This is a genomic window from Sarcina ventriculi, assembly GCF_900456775.1.
Taxonomy (GTDB): domain Bacteria; phylum Bacillota; class Clostridia; order Clostridiales; family Clostridiaceae; genus Sarcina; species Sarcina ventriculi.
In genome coordinates, this window is the sequence record NZ_UAUL01000008.1 from 307,167 (window position 1) to 327,557 (window position 20,391).

The 20,391-nt window shown below is 26.4% G+C and carries 17 protein-coding genes; 12 read left to right on the forward strand and 5 right to left on the reverse strand.

All coding sequences use genetic code 11. The annotated features are described in order from the left end of the window. Positions 1–14: 14 nt before the first annotated feature. Together DR020_RS08130 and DR020_RS08135 are read right to left on the reverse strand one after the other, a co-directional pair. On the reverse strand, positions 15–548 hold the full coding sequence (locus DR020_RS08130) for a chromate transporter (protein ID WP_058991894.1): 534 nt from the start codon (positions 546–548) through the stop codon (positions 15–17). Continuing rightward, positions 545–1,075, reverse strand: coding sequence for a chromate transporter (locus DR020_RS08135; RefSeq protein ID WP_055257102.1), 531 nt, complete (start codon positions 1,073–1,075; stop codon positions 545–547). Before DR020_RS08135 ends, DR020_RS08130 begins: the two co-directional genes overlap by 4 nt. A gap of 271 nt (positions 1,076–1,346) precedes the next feature. Here DR020_RS08135 and DR020_RS08140 point away from each other — a divergent pair, with 271 nt between their 5' ends. Further along, a complete protein-coding gene (locus DR020_RS08140; protein ID WP_160110458.1) occupies positions 1,347–3,359 on the forward strand; it encodes a PAS domain-containing sensor histidine kinase in 2,013 nt (670 codons plus the stop codon). A 78-nt stretch (positions 3,360–3,437) separates the two neighbouring features. Here DR020_RS08140 and DR020_RS08145 read toward each other — a convergent pair whose 3' ends face one another. Further along, complete coding sequence (locus DR020_RS08145) at positions 3,438–4,085, reverse strand: flavin reductase family protein (RefSeq protein WP_055257100.1); 648 nt, start codon at positions 4,083–4,085, stop codon at positions 3,438–3,440. 227 nt (positions 4,086–4,312) lie between these two features. On the opposite strand from DR020_RS08145, the gene DR020_RS08150 reads away from it, so the two are divergent. From DR020_RS08150 to DR020_RS08160, 3 genes are all read left to right on the forward strand, one after another. Next, the gene (locus DR020_RS08150; protein WP_112365684.1) at positions 4,313–7,231 is read left to right on the forward strand and encodes an insulinase family protein; all 2,919 of its coding nucleotides are present in this window, start codon (positions 4,313–4,315) and stop codon (positions 7,229–7,231) included. Positions 7,232–7,781: 550 nt separating this feature from the next. Further along, complete coding sequence (locus tag DR020_RS08155) at positions 7,782–8,123, forward strand: hypothetical protein (protein WP_055257098.1); 342 nt, start codon at positions 7,782–7,784, stop codon at positions 8,121–8,123. Positions 8,124–8,139: 16 nt separating this feature from the next. Continuing rightward, positions 8,140–9,477: a TcaA 3rd/4th domain-containing protein gene (locus DR020_RS08160; protein ID WP_146739590.1), complete on the forward strand. Its 1,338-nt coding sequence runs from the start codon at positions 8,140–8,142 to the stop codon at positions 9,475–9,477. 72 nt (positions 9,478–9,549) lie between these two features. Here DR020_RS08160 and deoD read toward each other — a convergent pair whose 3' ends face one another. Then, complete coding sequence (gene deoD, locus DR020_RS08165) at positions 9,550–10,257, reverse strand: purine-nucleoside phosphorylase (protein WP_112365686.1); 708 nt, start codon at positions 10,255–10,257, stop codon at positions 9,550–9,552. Between the two features lie 172 nt (positions 10,258–10,429). Here deoD and DR020_RS08170 point away from each other — a divergent pair, with 172 nt between their 5' ends. Both DR020_RS08170 and DR020_RS08175 read left to right on the forward strand, forming a co-directional pair. Further along, positions 10,430–11,161: a class I SAM-dependent methyltransferase gene (locus tag DR020_RS08170; RefSeq protein ID WP_112365687.1), complete on the forward strand. Its 732-nt coding sequence runs from the start codon at positions 10,430–10,432 to the stop codon at positions 11,159–11,161. 23 nt (positions 11,162–11,184) lie between these two features. Then, the gene (locus DR020_RS08175) at positions 11,185–11,394 is read left to right on the forward strand and encodes a hypothetical protein (protein ID WP_055257094.1); all 210 of its coding nucleotides are present in this window, start codon (positions 11,185–11,187) and stop codon (positions 11,392–11,394) included. Positions 11,395–11,425: 31 nt separating this feature from the next. Here the strand turns inward: DR020_RS08175 and DR020_RS08180 are convergent, their stop codons facing one another. Further along, positions 11,426–13,018, reverse strand: coding sequence for a DEAD/DEAH box helicase (locus tag DR020_RS08180; protein ID WP_112365688.1), 1,593 nt, complete (start codon positions 13,016–13,018; stop codon positions 11,426–11,428). A 287-nt stretch (positions 13,019–13,305) separates the two neighbouring features. On the opposite strand from DR020_RS08180, the gene tig reads away from it, so the two are divergent. The 6 genes from tig to DR020_RS08210 all read left to right on the forward strand — a co-directional run. Beyond that, the gene (tig, locus tag DR020_RS08185) at positions 13,306–14,598 is read left to right on the forward strand and encodes a trigger factor (RefSeq protein ID WP_055257092.1); all 1,293 of its coding nucleotides are present in this window, start codon (positions 13,306–13,308) and stop codon (positions 14,596–14,598) included. Positions 14,599–14,789: 191 nt separating this feature from the next. After that, positions 14,790–15,386, forward strand: coding sequence for an ATP-dependent Clp endopeptidase proteolytic subunit ClpP (gene clpP, locus DR020_RS08190; protein WP_055257091.1), 597 nt, complete (start codon positions 14,790–14,792; stop codon positions 15,384–15,386). 28 nt (positions 15,387–15,414) lie between these two features. Then, on the forward strand, positions 15,415–16,719 hold the full coding sequence (gene clpX / locus DR020_RS08195; protein WP_055257090.1) for an ATP-dependent Clp protease ATP-binding subunit ClpX: 1,305 nt from the start codon (positions 15,415–15,417) through the stop codon (positions 16,717–16,719). A gap of 178 nt (positions 16,720–16,897) precedes the next feature. After that, positions 16,898–19,207: an endopeptidase La gene (gene lon, locus DR020_RS08200; RefSeq protein WP_112365689.1), complete on the forward strand. Its 2,310-nt coding sequence runs from the start codon at positions 16,898–16,900 to the stop codon at positions 19,205–19,207. A gap of 12 nt (positions 19,208–19,219) precedes the next feature. Continuing rightward, positions 19,220–19,810, forward strand: coding sequence for a ribosome biogenesis GTP-binding protein YihA/YsxC (yihA, locus tag DR020_RS08205; protein WP_055257088.1), 591 nt, complete (start codon positions 19,220–19,222; stop codon positions 19,808–19,810). A gap of 166 nt (positions 19,811–19,976) precedes the next feature. Beyond that, positions 19,977–20,391: hypothetical protein (locus DR020_RS08210; protein WP_112365690.1), on the forward strand; the 415-nt coding region annotated here is incomplete at its 3' end.

Sequence of the window (20,391 nt, forward strand, 5' to 3'; positions counted from 1 at the left end):
AGTTTTACAATTAACTATATTTTTAAAATAAAACCAATAATTGCACCTAAAAAAATATATATAATTGGATGTTTTTTATATTTTTTAATAAGAATAAATAGTATAAAAAAAACTATCAAAGATTTTATTTTTAAATATCCATCAGAAAGAAATGAATCCTTCATTAAAGCTATACAAGGAATTAAAATTAGAGATATTACCGCAGGTTTAATTCCATAAAATATTGATTTTATATAAAAATTTTCATTGAATTTTTTTAAAAACTTAGAGATTAAGATAATTATAATAAAAGCAGGAAGTACAAGAGAGAGAGAGGCAATTATTGCTCCTAAAATTCCATATACTTTAAAACCACAATAGGTTGCCATATTTATTCCAATAGGACCTGGAGTTGATTCAGATACAGCTATCATATTTGAAATTGTTGTTGAATCAATCCAATGGTATTTATCTGCAAGTGAATATAAAAAAGGTAGAGTAGCTAGTCCACCTCCGATTGAAAAGAGACCTATTTTAAAAAATTCTATAAACAATAAAAAAAGTATCATTTTTTTTCTCCTATAAGCTTAATTACTAATCCTAATAATGCAGCTATTATAACTCCAATTGTTGGAGATAAATTAAATAGCAATGATAAAATAATAATAACCAAAAATATACAAAAAGATATTATGTCCTTTATACTGCTTTTCCATATGTTTATAATTGCATTTAAAACGAGTGCAAGTACAACTAATTGAATACCGTTAAATATATGAATAATTGCAGGATTTTCAGTTATATTGTCCAAAATTGAAGCTATAATGGTAATTATAACAAGAGATGGAGTAATGAGACCTAGAGTAGAAAAGATAGCACCTAAAACACCATAAAGTTTATATCCTATGAATGTAGAGACATTTACAGCAATAATTCCAGGGGTACATTGCCCTATGGCATAATAATCTAAAATCTCATCATTAGTCGCCCAGTTATTTTTTTCAACAATTTCCCTCTCTAGCATAGGAAGCATAGCATACCCTCCACCAAAGGTGCATATTCCTATTTTAAAAAATGTGCAGAAAAGTTTAATCATATTACCTCCATTACAAAATAAAGAAAAAATAAATTATATTACTATAATAGTATAATTCTTTTTTTGTTTCAATAAAAAAAGAATCTAAGTAACGGGGGAGTATTAACTTAGATTCTATTAGAATTAAAAATATTATATATTATATAGTATTTTTAAATAATAAAAATGTTCATATAAAAAAATAATATAAATATTTAAAAATAAATAAAAAAATGATAAAATATGTTATTATAATAAATAATAACAAAATATAGGAGAAATGCTATTAATTATGAACTTAGAGAAAAATAAAAAAACGTATGACGAGAAAACTAAAAATCTAATTAAGTACATGTTTGTATTTACAATTATAATTTTAGTAACCTTATATATTTGCGGAAAATATATAGTAGTTTTAAATGGAATACAGGAGTTTAAGTTTTCTAGGTATATAGACGGGGCTAATTGCATATTAGCTTTAATATCCGTTCCTTGTTGTTTTTTATATTATAGAATATATAAAAATGAAGAATTTTTTATATTAATTTTAAGTTATGTTAGTATATTTATAGAATATATATTTATTAATTTATATTTTAAAGCAGATAATTTTTTGTTTTATAGTATGGCAGCACCTTTTCTATTTAGGTGTCTATGTTTATTTTTAGCTATGAAAAACAAGAGTAAATTAAGCAAAATCATAGTAAAAGGAAGGTATATATCAATAATTGTAGCTTTATTAGTTAATGTAATAGGTCTTTATTGTGAATTTTGCTTAAGAAGTATGTTAGGTATTTCTTTTATTAGCAAATACTTTCCGATGTTTAATGCTATAATAATAATATTTTATTTTGTTTTACTTACGCTTTTATTTAGAAGATGTATGGCTAAAAATGAATTTATCTATATGGTATTTATAATAAGTATAAGTATTTTTACATTAAGAAGATTGTTTTTTCAATATAATTACAGTATTTTATTTATAAAAAGTATGTATTATAATAAAATTTTATCTTTTTTAGGTTTTTTGGTTTTATTAGTTGGGCTTTATGTGGAAGTATTAAGGAGAATTGAAATAACAGAGAAATTAGATACGGAAGTTAAAAAGAATAAAAGAATGATAGAAAGTATTACTGAAAATATAGAAGATCTTATTTTTGTAACTGATTCTAAGGGGAAAATAATTTATGTAAGTAGATCAGTTATAGAGAAATTAGGATTTAGGAAAGAAGAGATAATAGGAATAAATTACAAAACTATAATAAAAGATGAATTTATAGAGGTTAAAGAAATTATAGATAAAAGTAGTGGAGAAAATATTGAATTTAGTAATTATCAATGGAAATGCAAGAGTGGACAAGTATTAAAAACAGAGGCTATAATGACAAGTATATTAGATGAAAGTAACAACATTTTAGGAAAAGTTATAGTGGCTAGAGATGATAATCTTATGAAAAAAATAGATAAAATTAATAGGAAATACAATGCAATAATAGAAACTGAAAATTTACGAAATCAATTTTTTGCTAATATATCTCATGAATTTAAAACACCTATAAACATAGTGTATTCTTGTGTTCAATTACTAGATATAAAGAGAGGGGAAGGTGCATCAGCTTTATTAGAGTCTTATGGAAAATATAGAAAAAATATAAAACAAAATTGTCATAGGATGTTAAGATTAATCAATAATTTAGTAGATATTACCAAGATAGATTCAGGATATATGAATTTAGAATTTTCTAATTACAATATAGTAGAATTAGTTGAAAATATAGTATTATCTGTTGTTCCATGCGTGGATAATAATAATATAAATATAATATTTGACACATATATAGAAGAACTTGAGATAAAATGTGATGCTGATAGTATAGAAAGAATAATTCTAAATCTTTTATCAAATGCTATAAAATTTACAGAAAATAATGGTAATATATTAGTTGAAATGGATAGCGATGATAAATGGGTAACTATAAAGGTTAGAGATAATGGTATTGGAATACCAGATAAATTTAAAGATTTAGTTTTTGATAGATTTGTACAAGGGGATAAATCATTAAATAGAAAAAAAGAAGGTAGTGGGATAGGTCTTGCTCTTGTTAAATCATTAATAGAATTCCATAGTGGGAGTATAGAAATAAATAAAGAATACAAGGATGGAACAGAATTTATATTAAAATTACCTAATATTAAAATTGAAGAAAAAGATTTAAAAATAAATAATGATATAGATGTTGATGATAAAAAAATAATTGAAAAAATAAATATTGAATTTTCGGATATATATGAGCTTAGAAATTAAAAATAAAGATACCTTATTTTTAGGTATCTTTATTTTTTTCTATACAGTTGTATTTTTGATTATTTAAATTAAGGTGTATTATTTCTTAGATGATTTTTTTGTATTTGTAGTTAGCTTATTAAAATTATTGGTGTAAATTTTATATTTGTTCTTTAGAACTTTATTTTTCACAACTGAAAAACCAAATTTTCCAATAGCATTTTGGGACATAGGAAAGTATTCTCCATGGCAATAACACATAAGGTTAGCTTTATCAAAATGGATTTTTCCAGATTTATCAATAATTGAATCGTCTATATGTGAAGATAGAACTTCAGATATAAAAAGGTCATGGGTACCAAGTTCTATTATTTGTTTAACCTTGCATTCAAGAGATATTAAACATTCGTTTATGTAAGGTACATTTATATTGGAACTATTTTTCATAGTAAAATTCATTTCTTTTATTTTGTCTACATCTCTTCCTGATTTGACTCCGCAAAAGTCTGTTTCTTTTACTAGAGAATAGCTAGGAATGTTTAAAGTAAATTCTTTAGTTTCATTTATATATTCATAAGATAGGCGATTTTTTCTAATAGATATAGATATCATAGGTGGATTTGTGCAAATGGTTCCGGTCCATGCAACGGTAAAGACATTACATAAACCACGAGCATTTTTAGAAGCTATTAATACAACAGGAACTGGGTTTAACATAGCACTTCCTTTAAATGTAGTTTTACTCATAAATAACTTTCCTTTCAATAATATATTATAAGTTTAAAGTATAGCATAAAAAGTAATAGATATAAATAACCTATAATAATAATTATAATATGAAAACATATTTTCATTTAAGAAAAGAATTAATTATGATAAAATTTATTGTAGTAATAAATAGAAATAATTAATTTATTTAAAAATGAGAATAATTTAAAGTATATTGATAAAATTGATTTTAGGGAGTGTGAAATATGGAGTTTAAAGAAAATAATAAATATAATGGGTTTAAGCTTTTAACAATAAAAAATATAAAAGATATAAATGCAGTAGCTTTGATATTTGAACATGAAAAAACTTGTGCAAAACTTATAAAGTTAGTTAATGATGACGATAATAAGGTGTTTTCAATAGGATTTAGGACTCCTCCTAAAAATAGCACAGGTGTTCCTCATATTTTAGAGCATTCAGTGCTTTGTGGATCAAGAAAATTTGATACAAAAGAGCCATTTGTAGAACTTTTAAAAGGTTCATTAAATACATTTTTAAATGCTATGACATATCCAGATAAAACAGTATATCCAGTAGCTTCAAGAAACGAAAAAGATTTTTTTAATTTAATGGATGTTTATTTAGATGCTGTTTTATATCCTAATATATATAAATATAAAGAAATTTTTATGCAAGAAGGATGGCACTATGAAATTGATGAAGAGGATAAAAAGCTAAAAATAAATGGTGTTGTTTATAATGAAATGAAGGGCGCGTATTCTTCACCAGATTCTGTTCTTTTTAGAAAGATTCCAAATGTATTATATCCAGATACTTGTTATAGTTTGTCATCAGGAGGAGATCCTAATGAAATTCCAAATTTAACATATGAAGAGTTTTTAGATTTTCATAAAACATATTATCATCCTTCAAATTCATATATCTTTTTGTATGGAAATGGAGACACTAAAAAAGAATTAGAATTTATAAATAACTATTTAAAAAATTTCGATAAAAAGGATATAAATTCATCTATAAATGTACAAAAGCCTTTTAATGCTATGAAGGAAGAAAAAATAAGTTATGGTATAGCAAATAATGAGTCATTAGATAATAAAACATATTATAGTTTAAATTTTGCGATAGGAAGTGAACCAAACTTAGAAAATTATTTTGTTTTTGAAGTTTTATCATATCTTCTAGTAGGAAGTACAGCAGCCCCTATAAAAAAAGCATTAATAGAAAATAACATAGGAAAGGCAGTATCAGGAGATTTTTCATCAAGTATGAAGCAACCTATTTTTACTATATTGGTTAAAAATGCTAAGGAAGGTTTAGAAGAAAAATTTAAAGAAATAGTATTTAATACTTTAAAATCTTTAGTTGAAAATAAAATAGACAAAGAACTTATAGAGGCTGCAATAAATAGAGTAGAATTTGAGCTTAGGGAAGGTGACTATGGTTCATATCCAGAAGGGCTTATCCATTATTTAAAAATAATGGATAGTTGGCTTTATGATGGTGACCCTTTATTATATTTAGAATATGAAGGCATACTAGAAAAAATAAAGACTGCATTAACCACAGATTATTTTGAAAAAATAATACAAAAATATCTTTTAGATAATAGTCATAAAGCTTTAGTTTCATTAAATCCAGTTAAAGGATTAAACGAAAAGAGAGAAGAGGAGAATTTAAACAAATTAAATGATTTAAGAAACAATCTTAGTGATAAAGAGCTTGAAAATATAGCAGATGCAAGTAAAAGATTAAAGGAAAGACAAAATACACCAGATACTAAAGAGTCTTTAAAATGTATACCAAGTTTATCATTGAGTGATATAAATAAAAATGTTGAAAAACTACCTCTAGAAGAAAAAGAAATTCAAGGGATAAAAACTCTTCATCATGAATTTCACACAAATAAAATAGCTTACGTTAGTATTTTATTTAATACAAAGGGTGTAGATAAGGAACTTATTCCATATATTGCACTTTTAGCTGATATAATAGGTAAGTGTAATACAAAAAACTATGATTATGGTAAACTTTCAAATAAAATAAATATAAATACTGGGGGAATAAGTTTTACTCCTTTAACAGTATCAAATGTAGAGGATATAAATAATTATAGTTGCTTTATGGAAGTTGGTTTTAAAGCTCTAGTAAGTAAGAGTAAGGAAGCATTACTCTTAATAAAAGAAATGATTTTAAATACTGACTTTAATAATGAAAATAGAATAAAACAAATAATATCAGAGAAGAAAGCTCGACTAGAAAATGCAATAATACAAAATGGGCATAGAATAGCTATAAAGAAAATTTTATCTTATTCTTATAGTAGAGGAGTCTATGATGAGTTAATTTCAGGTTTAAGTTATTATGAATTTATTTCGAATTTAGAAAATAATTACGATATAGATGAAGTGAGAGAAAATCTTAAAAAAGTTAGAGATTTAATTTTTAATAAGAATAATATGATAATAAGTTATTCAGGTACACTAGAAGATTATAAAATATTTGAAAATAATATAAATGAGTTAGTAGATTATTTACCTTCAAATAATATTAAATTAAATCAATATTGTTTTGATATGTGTCAAAAAAATGAGGGAATATTAACTCAAAGTGACGTTCAATATGTTGCAAAGGGAGGAAATTATAAATTAAATGGATATGAGCATAGGGGAAGCATGTCTCTTTTAGAAACTATTTTAGGATTTGATTATTTGTGGAATAATGTAAGAGTAAAAGGTGGAGCTTATGGTGTATTTTCAAGTTTTAGAAGAGATGGTGGAACTTATATAGTATCTTATAGAGATCCTAACATAAAGGATACCATTAATGTTTATGATAATATTCCAAATTATTTAGCAAATTTTGAAGCTGATGATAAGGAAATGACTAAATATATAATAGGAACAATAAGAAATCAAGATCAGCCTTTAACAAATAGTACAAAAGGGTATATTGCAACATCTTATTATTTATCAGGATTGACTTATGATAAATTACAACAAGAAAGAGAAGATATTTTAAATTCAGATAAGTATACTATACGCTCCTTTGCAAATATGATTTCTGATGTTTTAAAACAAGATTGTGTTTGTGTTTTAGGGAATGAAAATAAAATAAAGGAACAAAAATGTATATTTAATAAATTAATAAAAATATCTAAGTAATGTGAATAAAAACATAATAATGTGGTAAATATAATAATGTAGTTAAGAGATATATATTATTTCTTAACTAAAACCGTAGAAACTGCGGGGATAGCTTGGTAAATTTATTTTAAGTCAGTAAAATATTACCCAAGAATTTATAAGATTATAAAAGTTTCATTCAAGTATAATAATATAAGTTAACTTAAGTTTGCTATTTAAATATTTGTGCGTGACAACACTAAAGCATTTTAAGGATGATTACAAAATATCATACACCTATAAAAAGGATAGTTACAAAATACTATTAACCTAATTGTTAAGATGCTAAATTTAAAATTTATTTTTTAAGATTTAAATATGGTACCTTAATATAAATTTAAATTTTTTAAAATATAATAAATGATATTTATAGCAAAAAAACTATTATACAAAACAAACAAAAAGGATTATATCAATATATTGATATAATCCTTTTTAGCTTTATTTTATAAATAATATAAAATGTTTTACTTTAAGTGAGAAAATAGGTAAAATATTATTAAAAATTAACCTAAGGAGAAATGTTTTAATGGAAAAATTATTTACAATAAATAAAATTGATTTTTATAGAGAAGAGTTTTTAGACGATATAAATGAATTTGAAGATATAATAGATATAATACAAGATTTTCAAGAAAGTTTAAAAATAGAAAAAATTAATTGCGTAGAAATTAATGATTGTTGTAACCAAACAACTGAAAATTATATATCAGAACTTATAGGAGTATTAACAGAAGAGGATGAATTTTATGCTTTAAATGAGGTAAGAAGTAGGCAAAAAGAATTTGAGAATCAAAGATTAGACCCATTTGGTATACAAATATATAAATGTACTAAATGTAATAAATGGATTATTAATATATTAGAATAAACAACTAGGGGGTAAAATGTTGAATTCTTTTAAAAATCTTTTTGAAAGTATTTCAAAAGAAAAAGAAAAATGTTTAAGCTATATAAATAATAATCAAAAGATAAAAAATATTATAGAAAAGTTTAAAAGTTTCATAATAAGTATTAAAAATAATAAATATATAAAGTTTTTGAATAAAAAAGTAATTATTGTTCCTGTAATTATGATGTTTGTATTTTTTTTAGGAAGTATTGTTGCAGATGTAACTCATAAAGAGGATGTTTTTATAAAAAAAGTAGAAAGGGCATTAGAAAAGGGAAGCACTACATCTATGTTAAACCTTATAAAAGTGGAGAAGGATATTCAATTAACTAAAAATGATATAAAACCATTAATTGAATTTTATAAGGAAGATACATCAAGAATAAAAGTTTTAATAGAATCTTTGAGAAAAGGGAGAACGATGAATTCTTTGACTTTATGTAAAAATAATAAAAATAGTAATTATTATTTGAATCTTGAGTTAAATGATATAGAAATAATATCTAATTTTCAAGGAAGTAGTGTATATATTAATGGTTTAAATAAGGGGCAGACAGATGAAGATGGAAAACTTAAAGTTAAAGATTTAGTTCCAGGTGTCTATGATATAGAGGTGGAAAAAAAATCTGATTATGGAAGTGTAAAAGAAAATGTGAATGTAGTATTAGTTGATAATAGCAATATAAATATACCATTAGATGCTAATTTTATTACTATAAATAGTAATTTCCAAGATGGGTTAGTCTATATAAATGGAAAAAATTCCAATATAAAGGTTGAAGATTTCATAAACATTGGGCCTTTTAATAAAGATGAAACAACAACTCTTATGATAAAAGCACAAACACCTTGGGGTATTTTAAGCAGTAGCGAATGTGCCATAGGTGAACATCCAACAATAGAATTAAATATAGATTTAAAGGATAGTAAGGTTTTAGATGGAGTCAATGATGCAATAAATAGATTTTATTTTAGCGTGTTTAAAGCATTAAATTCTGAAGATAAAGACGATATAGTAAATGCAAGGGATGAAGTTAAAAATGATGTATATGCTATTTTAAATAGAAGGTATTTTTGGCTTAAAAATAGTTATGAGGTAAGCGACTTAGATATTAAGATAAAAAATAGTGAGATAGATTATAATGGGGATGATTATATAGGGAATATAGTTGTAACAATCAGTTATAAGATAAAAAAACAAATATTTGGAATAAATATAAAAAGTGAAGAATATAAAGAAAATTTCTTTACACAAATTAAATATGAAAATGATCAGTGGATAGTGTGTGATATAAATAATTTTTCGTTAGAAGGATTGGATAATATTCAATAAATTTGAAAATATAAATATATATTAAAACTTATAAAATTAGGTATGTATATTTTTATATACATACCTAATAAATTAAAGTTGTATAGCAGTATCTAAAGCTACTTCCATCATCTTAGTAAATGTATTTTGACGTTCTTGAGCAGTTGTTTCTTCAGCACTAATTAAGTGATCACTAATAGTTAATAAAGTTAATGCATTAACTTTATACTTAGCAGCAAGTGTGTAAAGTGCTGCAGTTTCCATTTCAATAGCTAAAGCACCAAAGCTTGCCCATAATTTCCAGTGCTCTTTGTCATCATTATAAAAACTATCAGAAGTTAGCACACTTCCAACTTTTGGTTCAAAGCCTTTTTCACATGCTACATTATAAGCTGTTTTTAAAAGGTTAAATGATGCTGTAGGAGCAAAATCTTTGCCATTAAATCTTATTTTATTTATAGATGAATCTGTATGACAGCTCATAGCTATAACCAAATCTCTAACTTTTACATTTTCTTGGATACCACCTGCTGTCCCAACTCTTATAAGATTTTTAACACCATATTCATTTATAAGCTCATTTACATATATTGATATAGATGGAATTCCCATTCCTGTTCCTTGCACAGAAATTCTTTTACCTTTGTAAGTACCTGTAAAACCAAGCATTCCTCTTATATTATTGTAACAAATTACATCATCTAAAAATGTTTCAGCTATAAATTTAGCTCTTAAAGGATCTCCAGGAAGTAAAATGGTTTCAGCTATTTGTCCTTGTTTAGCTTCTATATGCACGCTCATGTAATTCCTCCTTAAATTTCAAATAGAACATAATAAAACAAATTTGAATTATGTCTATAAAATAGTATAATTATATTATATATAAAATAAAAGATTTTTAAATAACTTTATATAAATATTTGAAATTTCTTTAAACAAATTGTAACAATTAAATATATTAAGGAGAACAAATATGAGTTTTTACAAAATACTTAGTAAGTATTACGATGAAGTGTTTAAGTTACAGCAAGCGACGGTACATTTTTTAAGTGAAGAATTAAATGAAAAAGATGTTGTTTTAGATATGGCATGTAGTACATTTTCTTATGGATTAGAACTTACTAAAAAAGGAATAGAAGTTTTAGGAATAGATTTAAATAATCATATGATAGAAGAAGCAGAGCAAAAAAGTAAAAAATATAATGTGGAACTTTTTAATGAAGACATAAGGAATATTAATGTAATATTTAAAGATTTGAGATTTAAAGAAATATTTTGTATAGGAAATTCATTAGTTCATTTACCTTTTAAATCAGAAATTGAAGATGTTATAAAAAAGAGTTATAAAATACTTCAAAATGGTGGAGTTTTTATAGTAAGCATAATAAATTATGATAGAATTATTGAAAAAAATATAAAAGAATTTCCTGAAGTAATAAGCGAAGATGGGAAAATAGTGCTTAAGAGAAGTTATGAATACATAGAAAATTTTGAATATATAAATTTTAATCGAGAATTAATTATTAAAGATAGGGAAAATAGTGTAACTTATAATAAGAGTGTAAAATTATTACCTATTTTAAAAGATGAACTTGTAAAAATGTTTAAGAATATTGGATTTTCTAATATTGAAATATTTGGAGATTTAAAAAAAAGTGAATGGAGTAAAGAATCTTATAATACAGTTATAAAAGCTTGGAAATAAAATTAATGATGTAGGGGATTAAAATGAATAAAGATATAGAGTATGAAAGTTTTGGGAAAAATATTTTTCCACTAGAATATTTAAGTGAAGACGAGAAAAAAGAACTTGGTATTTTAGAAAAGAGATGTTGTGGAAATACTAAAGGTTCTTGCTTAAGTTGTTCAAAAAATAAAGATAAGGGAAATAGATGTGACACTTGTTCAAAATATAGTGCATGCTGTAAAAAGAAATAGCAATTAGTTAGTAATTGCTATTTCTTTTATATTATCTTTTTCTTTTTTTCTTTTTATTTGCAACTTCAATGTTTACTTTTCTTCTATTTAATCTTTGACCAATGCACCTTTTCATAACAACATTAAGTATTTCAGAATCAAGATTTATAAATGAAAAGTTTTCTTTTATATCAATATCTCCAATTTGTTTTGGATTAACTTTTGCTGTATTTTTTATAAAATTAACTAATGTTTTAGGAGTTACTCCATCACGTCTACCAACAGAAGCAAAAACTCTAGTCTCTTCCATAGAAGGAGATTCTATTTCATTGTTCTCATAATCAAAAGGAGCTTCCTTATCAAATAATAATTTCATTAGAGCAGCAGCTACATCAACTGGATTGTAATTTTCATCAAGTTGAGTTGCAAGTGGTAAAAATTTAGAAAAATTATTTTCCTCAACTGTATTTTTTACATCCTCAACGATTGAATTAAATTTAGTTTCAAGTATTTCATCAGCAGTTGGAACAGATTTTTTGTGTATTGTACTTTTAGTGTTTCTTTGTATTTGTTTAAGCATCATGTATTCTTTTGGAGTAACTAGAGAATAAGCAATACCTTCTCTATTGGCTCTTCCAGTTCTTCCTATTCTATGCACATAGCTTTCGCTGTCTTGTGGAAGATCATAGTTTATAACATGAGTTACACTTTCAACATCTATCCCTCTAGCTGCAACATCTGTAGCTACTAAAAAGTCTAAATTTCCTTCTTTAAATTTTTTTAAAGTTTGCATTCTAAAGTTTTGGCTCATGTCTCCGTGCATACCTTCTACCATATAACCCCTAGATTGCATACCTTCTACAACTTCATCAACACCTTTTTTTGTTTTACAAAAAATTATAGCTGCATTTGGATTGTCAAAATCTATAACTCTACAAAGTGTTTCAAATCTATCTTTATGTTTTATTTCGAAATAATATTGTTCTATTTTTGAAACTGTTAAAGAATTTTTCTTTATAGATATGTGTTTAACATCAGGTTTCATATAGTTTTTAGCTAGACGTCTAATTTGATCAGGCATTGTTGCAGAAAATAAAAGAGTTTGTCTTTCGGACTTAAGAGATTTAACTATTTCTTCTAAATCATCAATAAATCCCATATTAAGCATTTCATCAGCTTCATCTAAAACTAAGAATTCTATATCATTTAATTTTAAGTGGCCTCTTCTCATAAGGTCTAAAATCCTTCCAGGAGTACCAACTACAACATCAACTCCGCGCTTTAAAGCATGCATTTGTCTATCTATAGGTTGCCCACCGTAGATAGGTAGTAAAACTGTATTGTTATATTTTGCAAGTCTTACAAGTTCATCATTAACCTGTATTGCAAGTTCACGAGTAGGTGCTAAAACAAGAGCTTTAGGTAATTTCTTTTTGTCAGAAATTTGCATTCTACTAAGAAGTGAGCAACCAAAGGCAGCAGTTTTTCCAGTACCAGTTTGCGCTTGCCCTATTATATCAAAGCCTTGTAAGGCTGTAGGAATGCTTTCTGCTTGAATTTGAGAAGGTTCCTCAAACCCCATATCCTTTATAGCTTTTAAAACAGTGTCTTTTAAAGCTAAATTTTCAAATTTTAAATTGTTCATTCTTTATCCTCTTTCTTTATATAAATTTAAACATCTCGTATTTATAACAAAGGTAATAATAACATAGTATTAATATATTAGCAAACTTTACGCTATGTATATGTTCATTAGAATATGTAAGCAAAAATAAAATATTTATTTCTTATTTAATGATTATTTACAAGAAATATTTGATAAAAAAAGATGTCATGTGGTATAATAGCTTAGTTAGTATAGTTATATAGTTATAATTTATAGTTTTAGTAAGTTATAATAGTTTTAGACACTTTTTAGGAGGAATATATAACATGGAAGTTAAGATGAACAAAATAGAAAATAATGTTGTAGAATTAGAAGTTAAAGTTGAAAGCAAAAAATTTGATGCAGCTTTAAACAAGGCTTATAAGAAAAATGTTAATAAGTTTAATGTACAAGGATTTAGAAAAGGTAAAGTGCCAATGGCAATAGTTAAAAAGTTCTATGGAGTTGAAGTATTATTTGATGATGCAATAAACTTCTGCATAGATGAAGCTTATCCAGTTGCATTAAATGAAAATAACGTAAAACCAGTTGATTATCCACAAATAGACGTAATTGAAGTTGGAGAAGGAAAAGATTTAGTATTCAAAGCTAAAGTTACAACTTATCCAGAAGTTAAACTTGGGGAATATAAAGGAGTAGAAGTTAGCTACACAAAACCTGAAGTTACAGATGAACAAATAGAAAACCAATTAAAAGATATTCAAGCTAAAAATGCTAGAATCGAAACAAAAACAGAAGGTAAAGTCGAAGATAAAAATATAGCTGTTATAGATTTTAAAGGATTCATAGATGGAACTCCATTTGAAGGGGGAGAAGGACATGATTATGATCTTGAAATAGGATCTGGTTCATTTATAGGAGACTTTGAACAACAATTAATAGGATTAGAAAAAGGTCAAAGCAAAGATGTAAATGTAACTTTCCCTGAGAATTATGGAAGAGAAGAATTAAATGGAAAAGAAGCTAAATTTGAAGTTACAGTTAAAGATATAAAGGTTAAAGAATTACCAGCATTAGATGATGAATTTGCTAAAGAAGTTTCTGAATTTGATACAATTGCAGAATATAAAGCAGATTTAAAAGTAAAAGCTGAAAAAGCTAATGAAGAGAGAGCTACAAGAGAACTTCAAGAAAAAGTTATAGGTCAAGTAGTTGATAATGCAACAATAGATCTTCCACAAGTTATGGTAGATAGAGAAGTTCAAAATATGATAAAAGATTTAGAACAAAGATTATCATATCAAGGATTAAGTCTTGATCAATATTTCCAATTCACTGGAAGCTCAGAAGAGCAAATGAAAGATTACATGAAAGAAAATGCTGAAAGAAAAGTTAGAACTGATTTAGTTTTAAATGCTATAACAGACAAGGAAAATTTAGAAGCAACTGAAGAAGAATTAAAAGCTAAGGCTGAAGAAGTTGTAAAAATGTATCAATCTAAGGATGTAGATCAAATGGTTGATATATTATTAAAATCTCAAGCAGAAGCTTTAAAAGCTGATGTAGTTAGAGAAAAAATAGTTAACATGCTAGTTGATAGTGCTAAAGTTAATAAATAATATTAATACTTAAAATTACATTTAAAAATTAATATGCTAAAAAATTGTTGCCAGAAATTATTTCTGGCAATTGTTTTAAATTTTTATTAACAAAACAAAAAAAATTATATATAATTAAATATAACAGTACTATTAATTAAATATTTTGGCAAAATTATAATTATTAGAATTTAGTTTTAGGAGGGAATTTAATGAGTAATTTAGTACCAATGGTCGTTGAACAAACAAGCAGAGGCGAAAGAAGTTACGATATATTTTCAAGATTATTAAAAGATAGAATAATTATGTTAAATGGAGAAGTAAATGATGCTAGTGCAAGTTTAATTGTAGCACAATTATTATTTTTAGAAAGTGAAGATCCAGATAAAGATATATATCTTTACATAAATTCGCCAGGAGGATCAATAACATCTGGTATGGCAATTTATGATACAATGAATTATATAAAACCAGACGTAGCAACAATATGTATGGGTATGGCAGCTTCTATGGGTTCATTTTTGTTATCTTCAGGAGCTAAGGGGAAAAGATATGCTCTTCCAAATGCAGAAATAATGATACATCAACCATTAGGTGGATTCCAAGGTCAAGCAACTGATTTTGATATTCATGCTAGAAGAATCTTAAAAATAAAGGAAAATTTAAATAAAATATTGAGCAAAAATACTGGTAAGCCTTTAGATGAAATAAAGAAAGATGTTGAGAGAGATAATTTTATGGAAGCTAAAGAAGCATGCGAATATGGTTTAGTTGACAAGGTTATAGAAAGAAATCAACTAGATAAATAAAAATTAAATAGAAATAGAGGTGTAGTGCATGGCAAAATATGAAGATAAAAAGCAACTTAGATGTTCCTTCTGTGGCAAAAGTCAAGAGCAAGTAAAAAGACTTATAGCAGGTCCTGGTGTATATATTTGTGATGAATGTATAGAACTTTGCTCTGAAATAATAGAAGATGAATTTGAAGAAACCTCTACTGCTATGGAATCTCTAAATCTTCCAAGACCAGATGAGATAAAGGCATATTTAGATCAATATGTTGTAGGTCAAGATAAGGCTAAAAGATCTTTAGCGGTTGCTGTTTATAATCATTATAAAAGAATAAATGCAAATAAGTCAGAAGGAGATATTGAACTTCAAAAGAGTAATATATTATTGCTTGGGCCTACTGGTTCTGGTAAGACATTACTTGCCCAAACTCTTGCAAAGCAATTAAATGTTCCATTTGCAATTGCTGATGCTACAACTTTAACTGAAGCTGGATATGTTGGGGAAGATGTAGAAAATATCTTATTAAAACTTATCCAAAATGCAGATTATGATGTAGAACGAGCAGAAAAAGGAATAATATATATAGATGAAATAGATAAGATAGCGAGAAAGTCTGAAAATCCGTCTATTACAAGAGATGTATCTGGTGAAGGGGTGCAACAAGCTCTTTTAAAGATATTAGAAGGAACAGTAGCATCTGTACCTCCTCAAGGAGGAAGAAAACACCCACATCAAGAATTCATTCAATTAAATACATCTAACATATTATTTATATGTGGTGGAGCATTTGATGGGATTGATAAAATAATAGAACAAAGAGGACGTAAAAGCTCTATGGGATTTGGAGCTCAGATAGAATCAAAAACACAAAAAGATATAGGTAAGCTTCTAAAAGAAATAATGCCAGGAGATCTTTTAAAATTTGGATTAATTCCAGAGTTTGTTGGAAGGCTTCCTGTTTTAGTTACATTAGAATCTTTAGATACTGATGCTTTAGTTAGCATATTAAAAGAACCTAAAAATGCTATTGTTAAGCAATATAGAAGATTATTTGAGTTAGATAATGTTGAACTAGAATTTAAAGAAGATGCTTTAAAAGCAATAGCTGATGAGGCTATAAAGAGAAAAACTGGGGCTAGAGGATTAAGAGCCATAGTAGAAGAAACTATGATGGATATAATGTTTGAAATACCTTCAAGAGAAGATATAGTTAAAGTTATAATAACTAAAGATACTATAGAGAAAAAAGAAAAGCCAGAGATGGTTCTTTTAGAGGAAGGTGAAACAAGACCAGTTTTAAAGGCTAATAAAAAGATTAAAACTAAAAAATCTAGTATAGAAACTGCTTAAACAATAAAGAAGACTATCCTAAAATTTCAATATCTTTAGGATAGTCTTTGTGTTTTAATTTATGTAAAATATTTCTAAAAACAAGTTAAATTATAAGAGTAGTTGAAAAAAACATATATTATGTTGTATACTTGTTTAAGACTGTAACTTTTTATAATGGATTGGAGGGAGAAAAGTTATGAAAGAAGATAAAGGTAGACTTCCTTTTATTCCTTTAAGGGGTATGACTATATTTCCTAATATGGTAATATATTTTGATGTAGGTAGAGAAAAATCAAGAAAAGCTCTTGAAAAAGCTATGATAGATGATCAGATTATTTTTTTATCTACTCAAAAAGATTCAGCAATTGAAGAACCAAAAGAAAATGATGTTAATGATATAGGAGTAATTTGTAAAGTAAAACAAATATTGAAACTTCCTAAAGATAATGTAAGAGTTCTTATAGAAGGTATGGATAGAGCTAAAATAATTAATTTTTTAGATAATGAAGAATTTTTAGAAGTTGAAGTTAAAAAAATAGATATAGATTATGATAAAGATGATATTGAGATTGAATCGCTTCTAAGGATGGTAAAAGATGAATTTTTAGAATTTTTAGATATGACATCTAATAATGGAGAGGAACTTTTTTATAATTTAGATGAAATGGATGATGCTGTTAAGGTTTGTGATATTATAACACCATATGTATTAGCTAAGGAATCAGATAAGCAAAAAGTTTTTGAAATATTAGATATCAAGGAAAAGCTTGAAAAACTTTTACTTTATATAAAAAAGGAAAGTGAAATTGCAAAGATTGAAAAGAAAATAAGTGGTAAAGTTAAAAAGAAGATGGATAAAAATCAAAAAGATTATTATCTAAGAGAGCAGATTAAAGTAATTCAAGAAGAACTAGGGGAAGATGACGAAAATAAAAAAGCTGTACGTGAATACGAAAAAAAAATAGCTGCTATAAAGTTTCCTAAGGATGTTAAAGAAAAAGCTTTATATGAAGTATCAAGGCTTAAAAATGCTCAATCATATTCTCAAGAAGGAGGATATATTAGAGCTTATTTAGATACTCTTTTAGATATACCTTGGAATGCTTATACTAAGGATGAAATAGATATAAAAAAGGCTTCTGCTCTTTTAAAGAAAGAACATTATGGATTGAAAGATGTTAAGGAAAGAATTGTAGAATATCTAGCAGTTAAAAAAATGAATAATTCATTAAAAGGCGATATTTTATGTTTAGTTGGACCTCCTGGTGTTGGAAAAACGTCTATAGGCAAAAGTATAGCAGAGGCTTTAAATAGAAATTTTGTTAGAATGTCTTTAGGTGGAATAAGAGATGAAGCAGATATAAGAGGACATAGAAGAACTTATGTTGGAGCAATACCAGGAAGAATAGCAAATGGTTTAAAGCAAGCAAAATCATTAAATCCAGTATTTTTATTAGATGAAATTGATAAGCTTGGAACAGATATCAAAGGTAGCCCTGCAGATGCTCTTTTAGAAGTTTTAGATCCAGAGCAAAATAAAAACTTTAGAGATCATTACCTAGAAATGCCTTTAGACTTATCTAAAGTTATGTTTATAACTACTGCTAATTCTTTAGATACAATACCAAGACCGCTTTTAGATAGGATGGAAATAATAGAAGTATCAGGATATACCTCAGAAGAAAAATTAAATATAGCTAAAAAATATTTAGTGCCTAAAAAAATAAATGAGTATAATGTGAAAAATAAAATAACTATCTCAGATAGTGTTTTAAAAGAAATTATAGAAGGATATACTAGGGAATCAGGAGTTAGAGGACTTGAAAGGGTTATATCTTCTGTTATAAGAAAAGGAATAAAAGAGTTAATAGAAAAGGATAAAGAAAAGATAGCTATAACAACAACAATTCTTACTAAATATTTAGGAAGCAAGATATTTACTTATGAAACAGTGGATAAGGAAGATAAAATAGGTGTTGTGACAGGAATGGCGTGGACAGCCTATGGCGGAGATACACTTCCAGTTGAAGTAGTTGTTATGGAAGGACGAGGAAAGTTAGAACTTACAGGGAAACTTGGAGATGTAATGCAAGAATCTGCAAAAGCAGCATACTCTTATGTAAGAGCTAATAGAGAAAAATTAGGAATTAAGACAGAGTTTTATAAAGATAAGGATATCCATATTCATGTTCCAGAGGGTGCTGTGCCAAAGGATGGTCCATCAGCTGGTGTTACAATGATAACTGCATTAGTTTCAGCGCTTGCAGAGAAAAGAGTTAGACATAATGTAGCAATGACAGGAGAAATAACTCTTACAGGAAATGTTTTACCAATAGGTGGGCTTAAAGAAAAATGTTTAGCAGCGTATAGAGTAGGTATAGATACAGTTATAATACCTAAGGATAATGAAAAAGATTTAAAAAAGATACAAAAAGTAATAAATAATAAATTAAAGGTAGTTTTAGCAGAAAAAATAGATACTGTTCTAGAAAATGCTTTAGTTTAGAGAGGATAAAAAATGAGAATAAAGACTTCAGAATTTATAATATCTGCTGTAAAAAGAGAACAATATCCAAATGATGGATTCCCCGAAATAGCTTTTGTAGGAAGATCTAATGTTGGAAAGTCATCTATAATAAATTCATTAACTAACAGAAATAAATTAGCTAAAGTTAGTCAGACACCGGGAAAAACAAGGCTTATAAATTTTTTCTTATTAAATAGTGAATTTTATCTAGTTGATCTTCCTGGATATGGTTATGCTAAGGTATCTAAAAAAGAAAAGGAAAGTTGGGGAACTTTTATTGAAAGATATCTGACAAATAGAGAACCTTTGAAAAAAGTAGTGCTTTTAGTGGATTGTAGACATAAGCCTACAGCAGATGATGTTCAAATGTATAATTGGATAAAACACTATGGTTATAATATTGTTGTTATAGCTACTAAAAGTGATAAAATTTCAAATAATGAACTTGCAAAGAGTAAAAAATTGATACGAGAAACTCTAGGATTAAAAAAAGAAGAACCATTATATTATTTTTCATCATTAAATAAAAAAGGTAGAGATGAACTTGTAGATATATTATTTGAAGATTTAAATGAAATATAAAGAATAAAAACATAGATTCAAGTGTGAATCTATGTTTTTTTGTTATTAGTATAAATATATTAATAAATATAGAAAAATATTACTAAAAATGTGTCAATTCTTAAGCAGAAGAATAATATATAGTATATCAGTTAACTGATGAAAAAACATTAAGGAGGAAGCTTTAATGAATATAAACGATGTTCCTGGATGTGGAATTCCAGGTTGTGGAACTAATGATTGTGGATGCGGATATGGATCTTGTGGTGGATTTGGTTCTGGCTCAGCTATGGGCAATTGCAATTCAGGCTTTGGCGGAGGATGCTTTGGTGGAGGATTCTCTTTTATATGGATACTATTCTTATTGATTATATGGGGTGGTAATGGCTCAGGATTTGGCGGAGGATTCTGTGGATCAAATAACTGCTGTTGCTGCGATAGATGCACATGTAGATGCAAGAGACGTAGTAATGATTGTTGCTGCAATAATGGAAATGGCTGTAATATGATTATATGGATAATAATATTAGCTGTATTATGTGGCAATGGATTTGGTGGAAATGGTTGTGGATGTGGAGGAAACAACTACAATAATTGCTCAC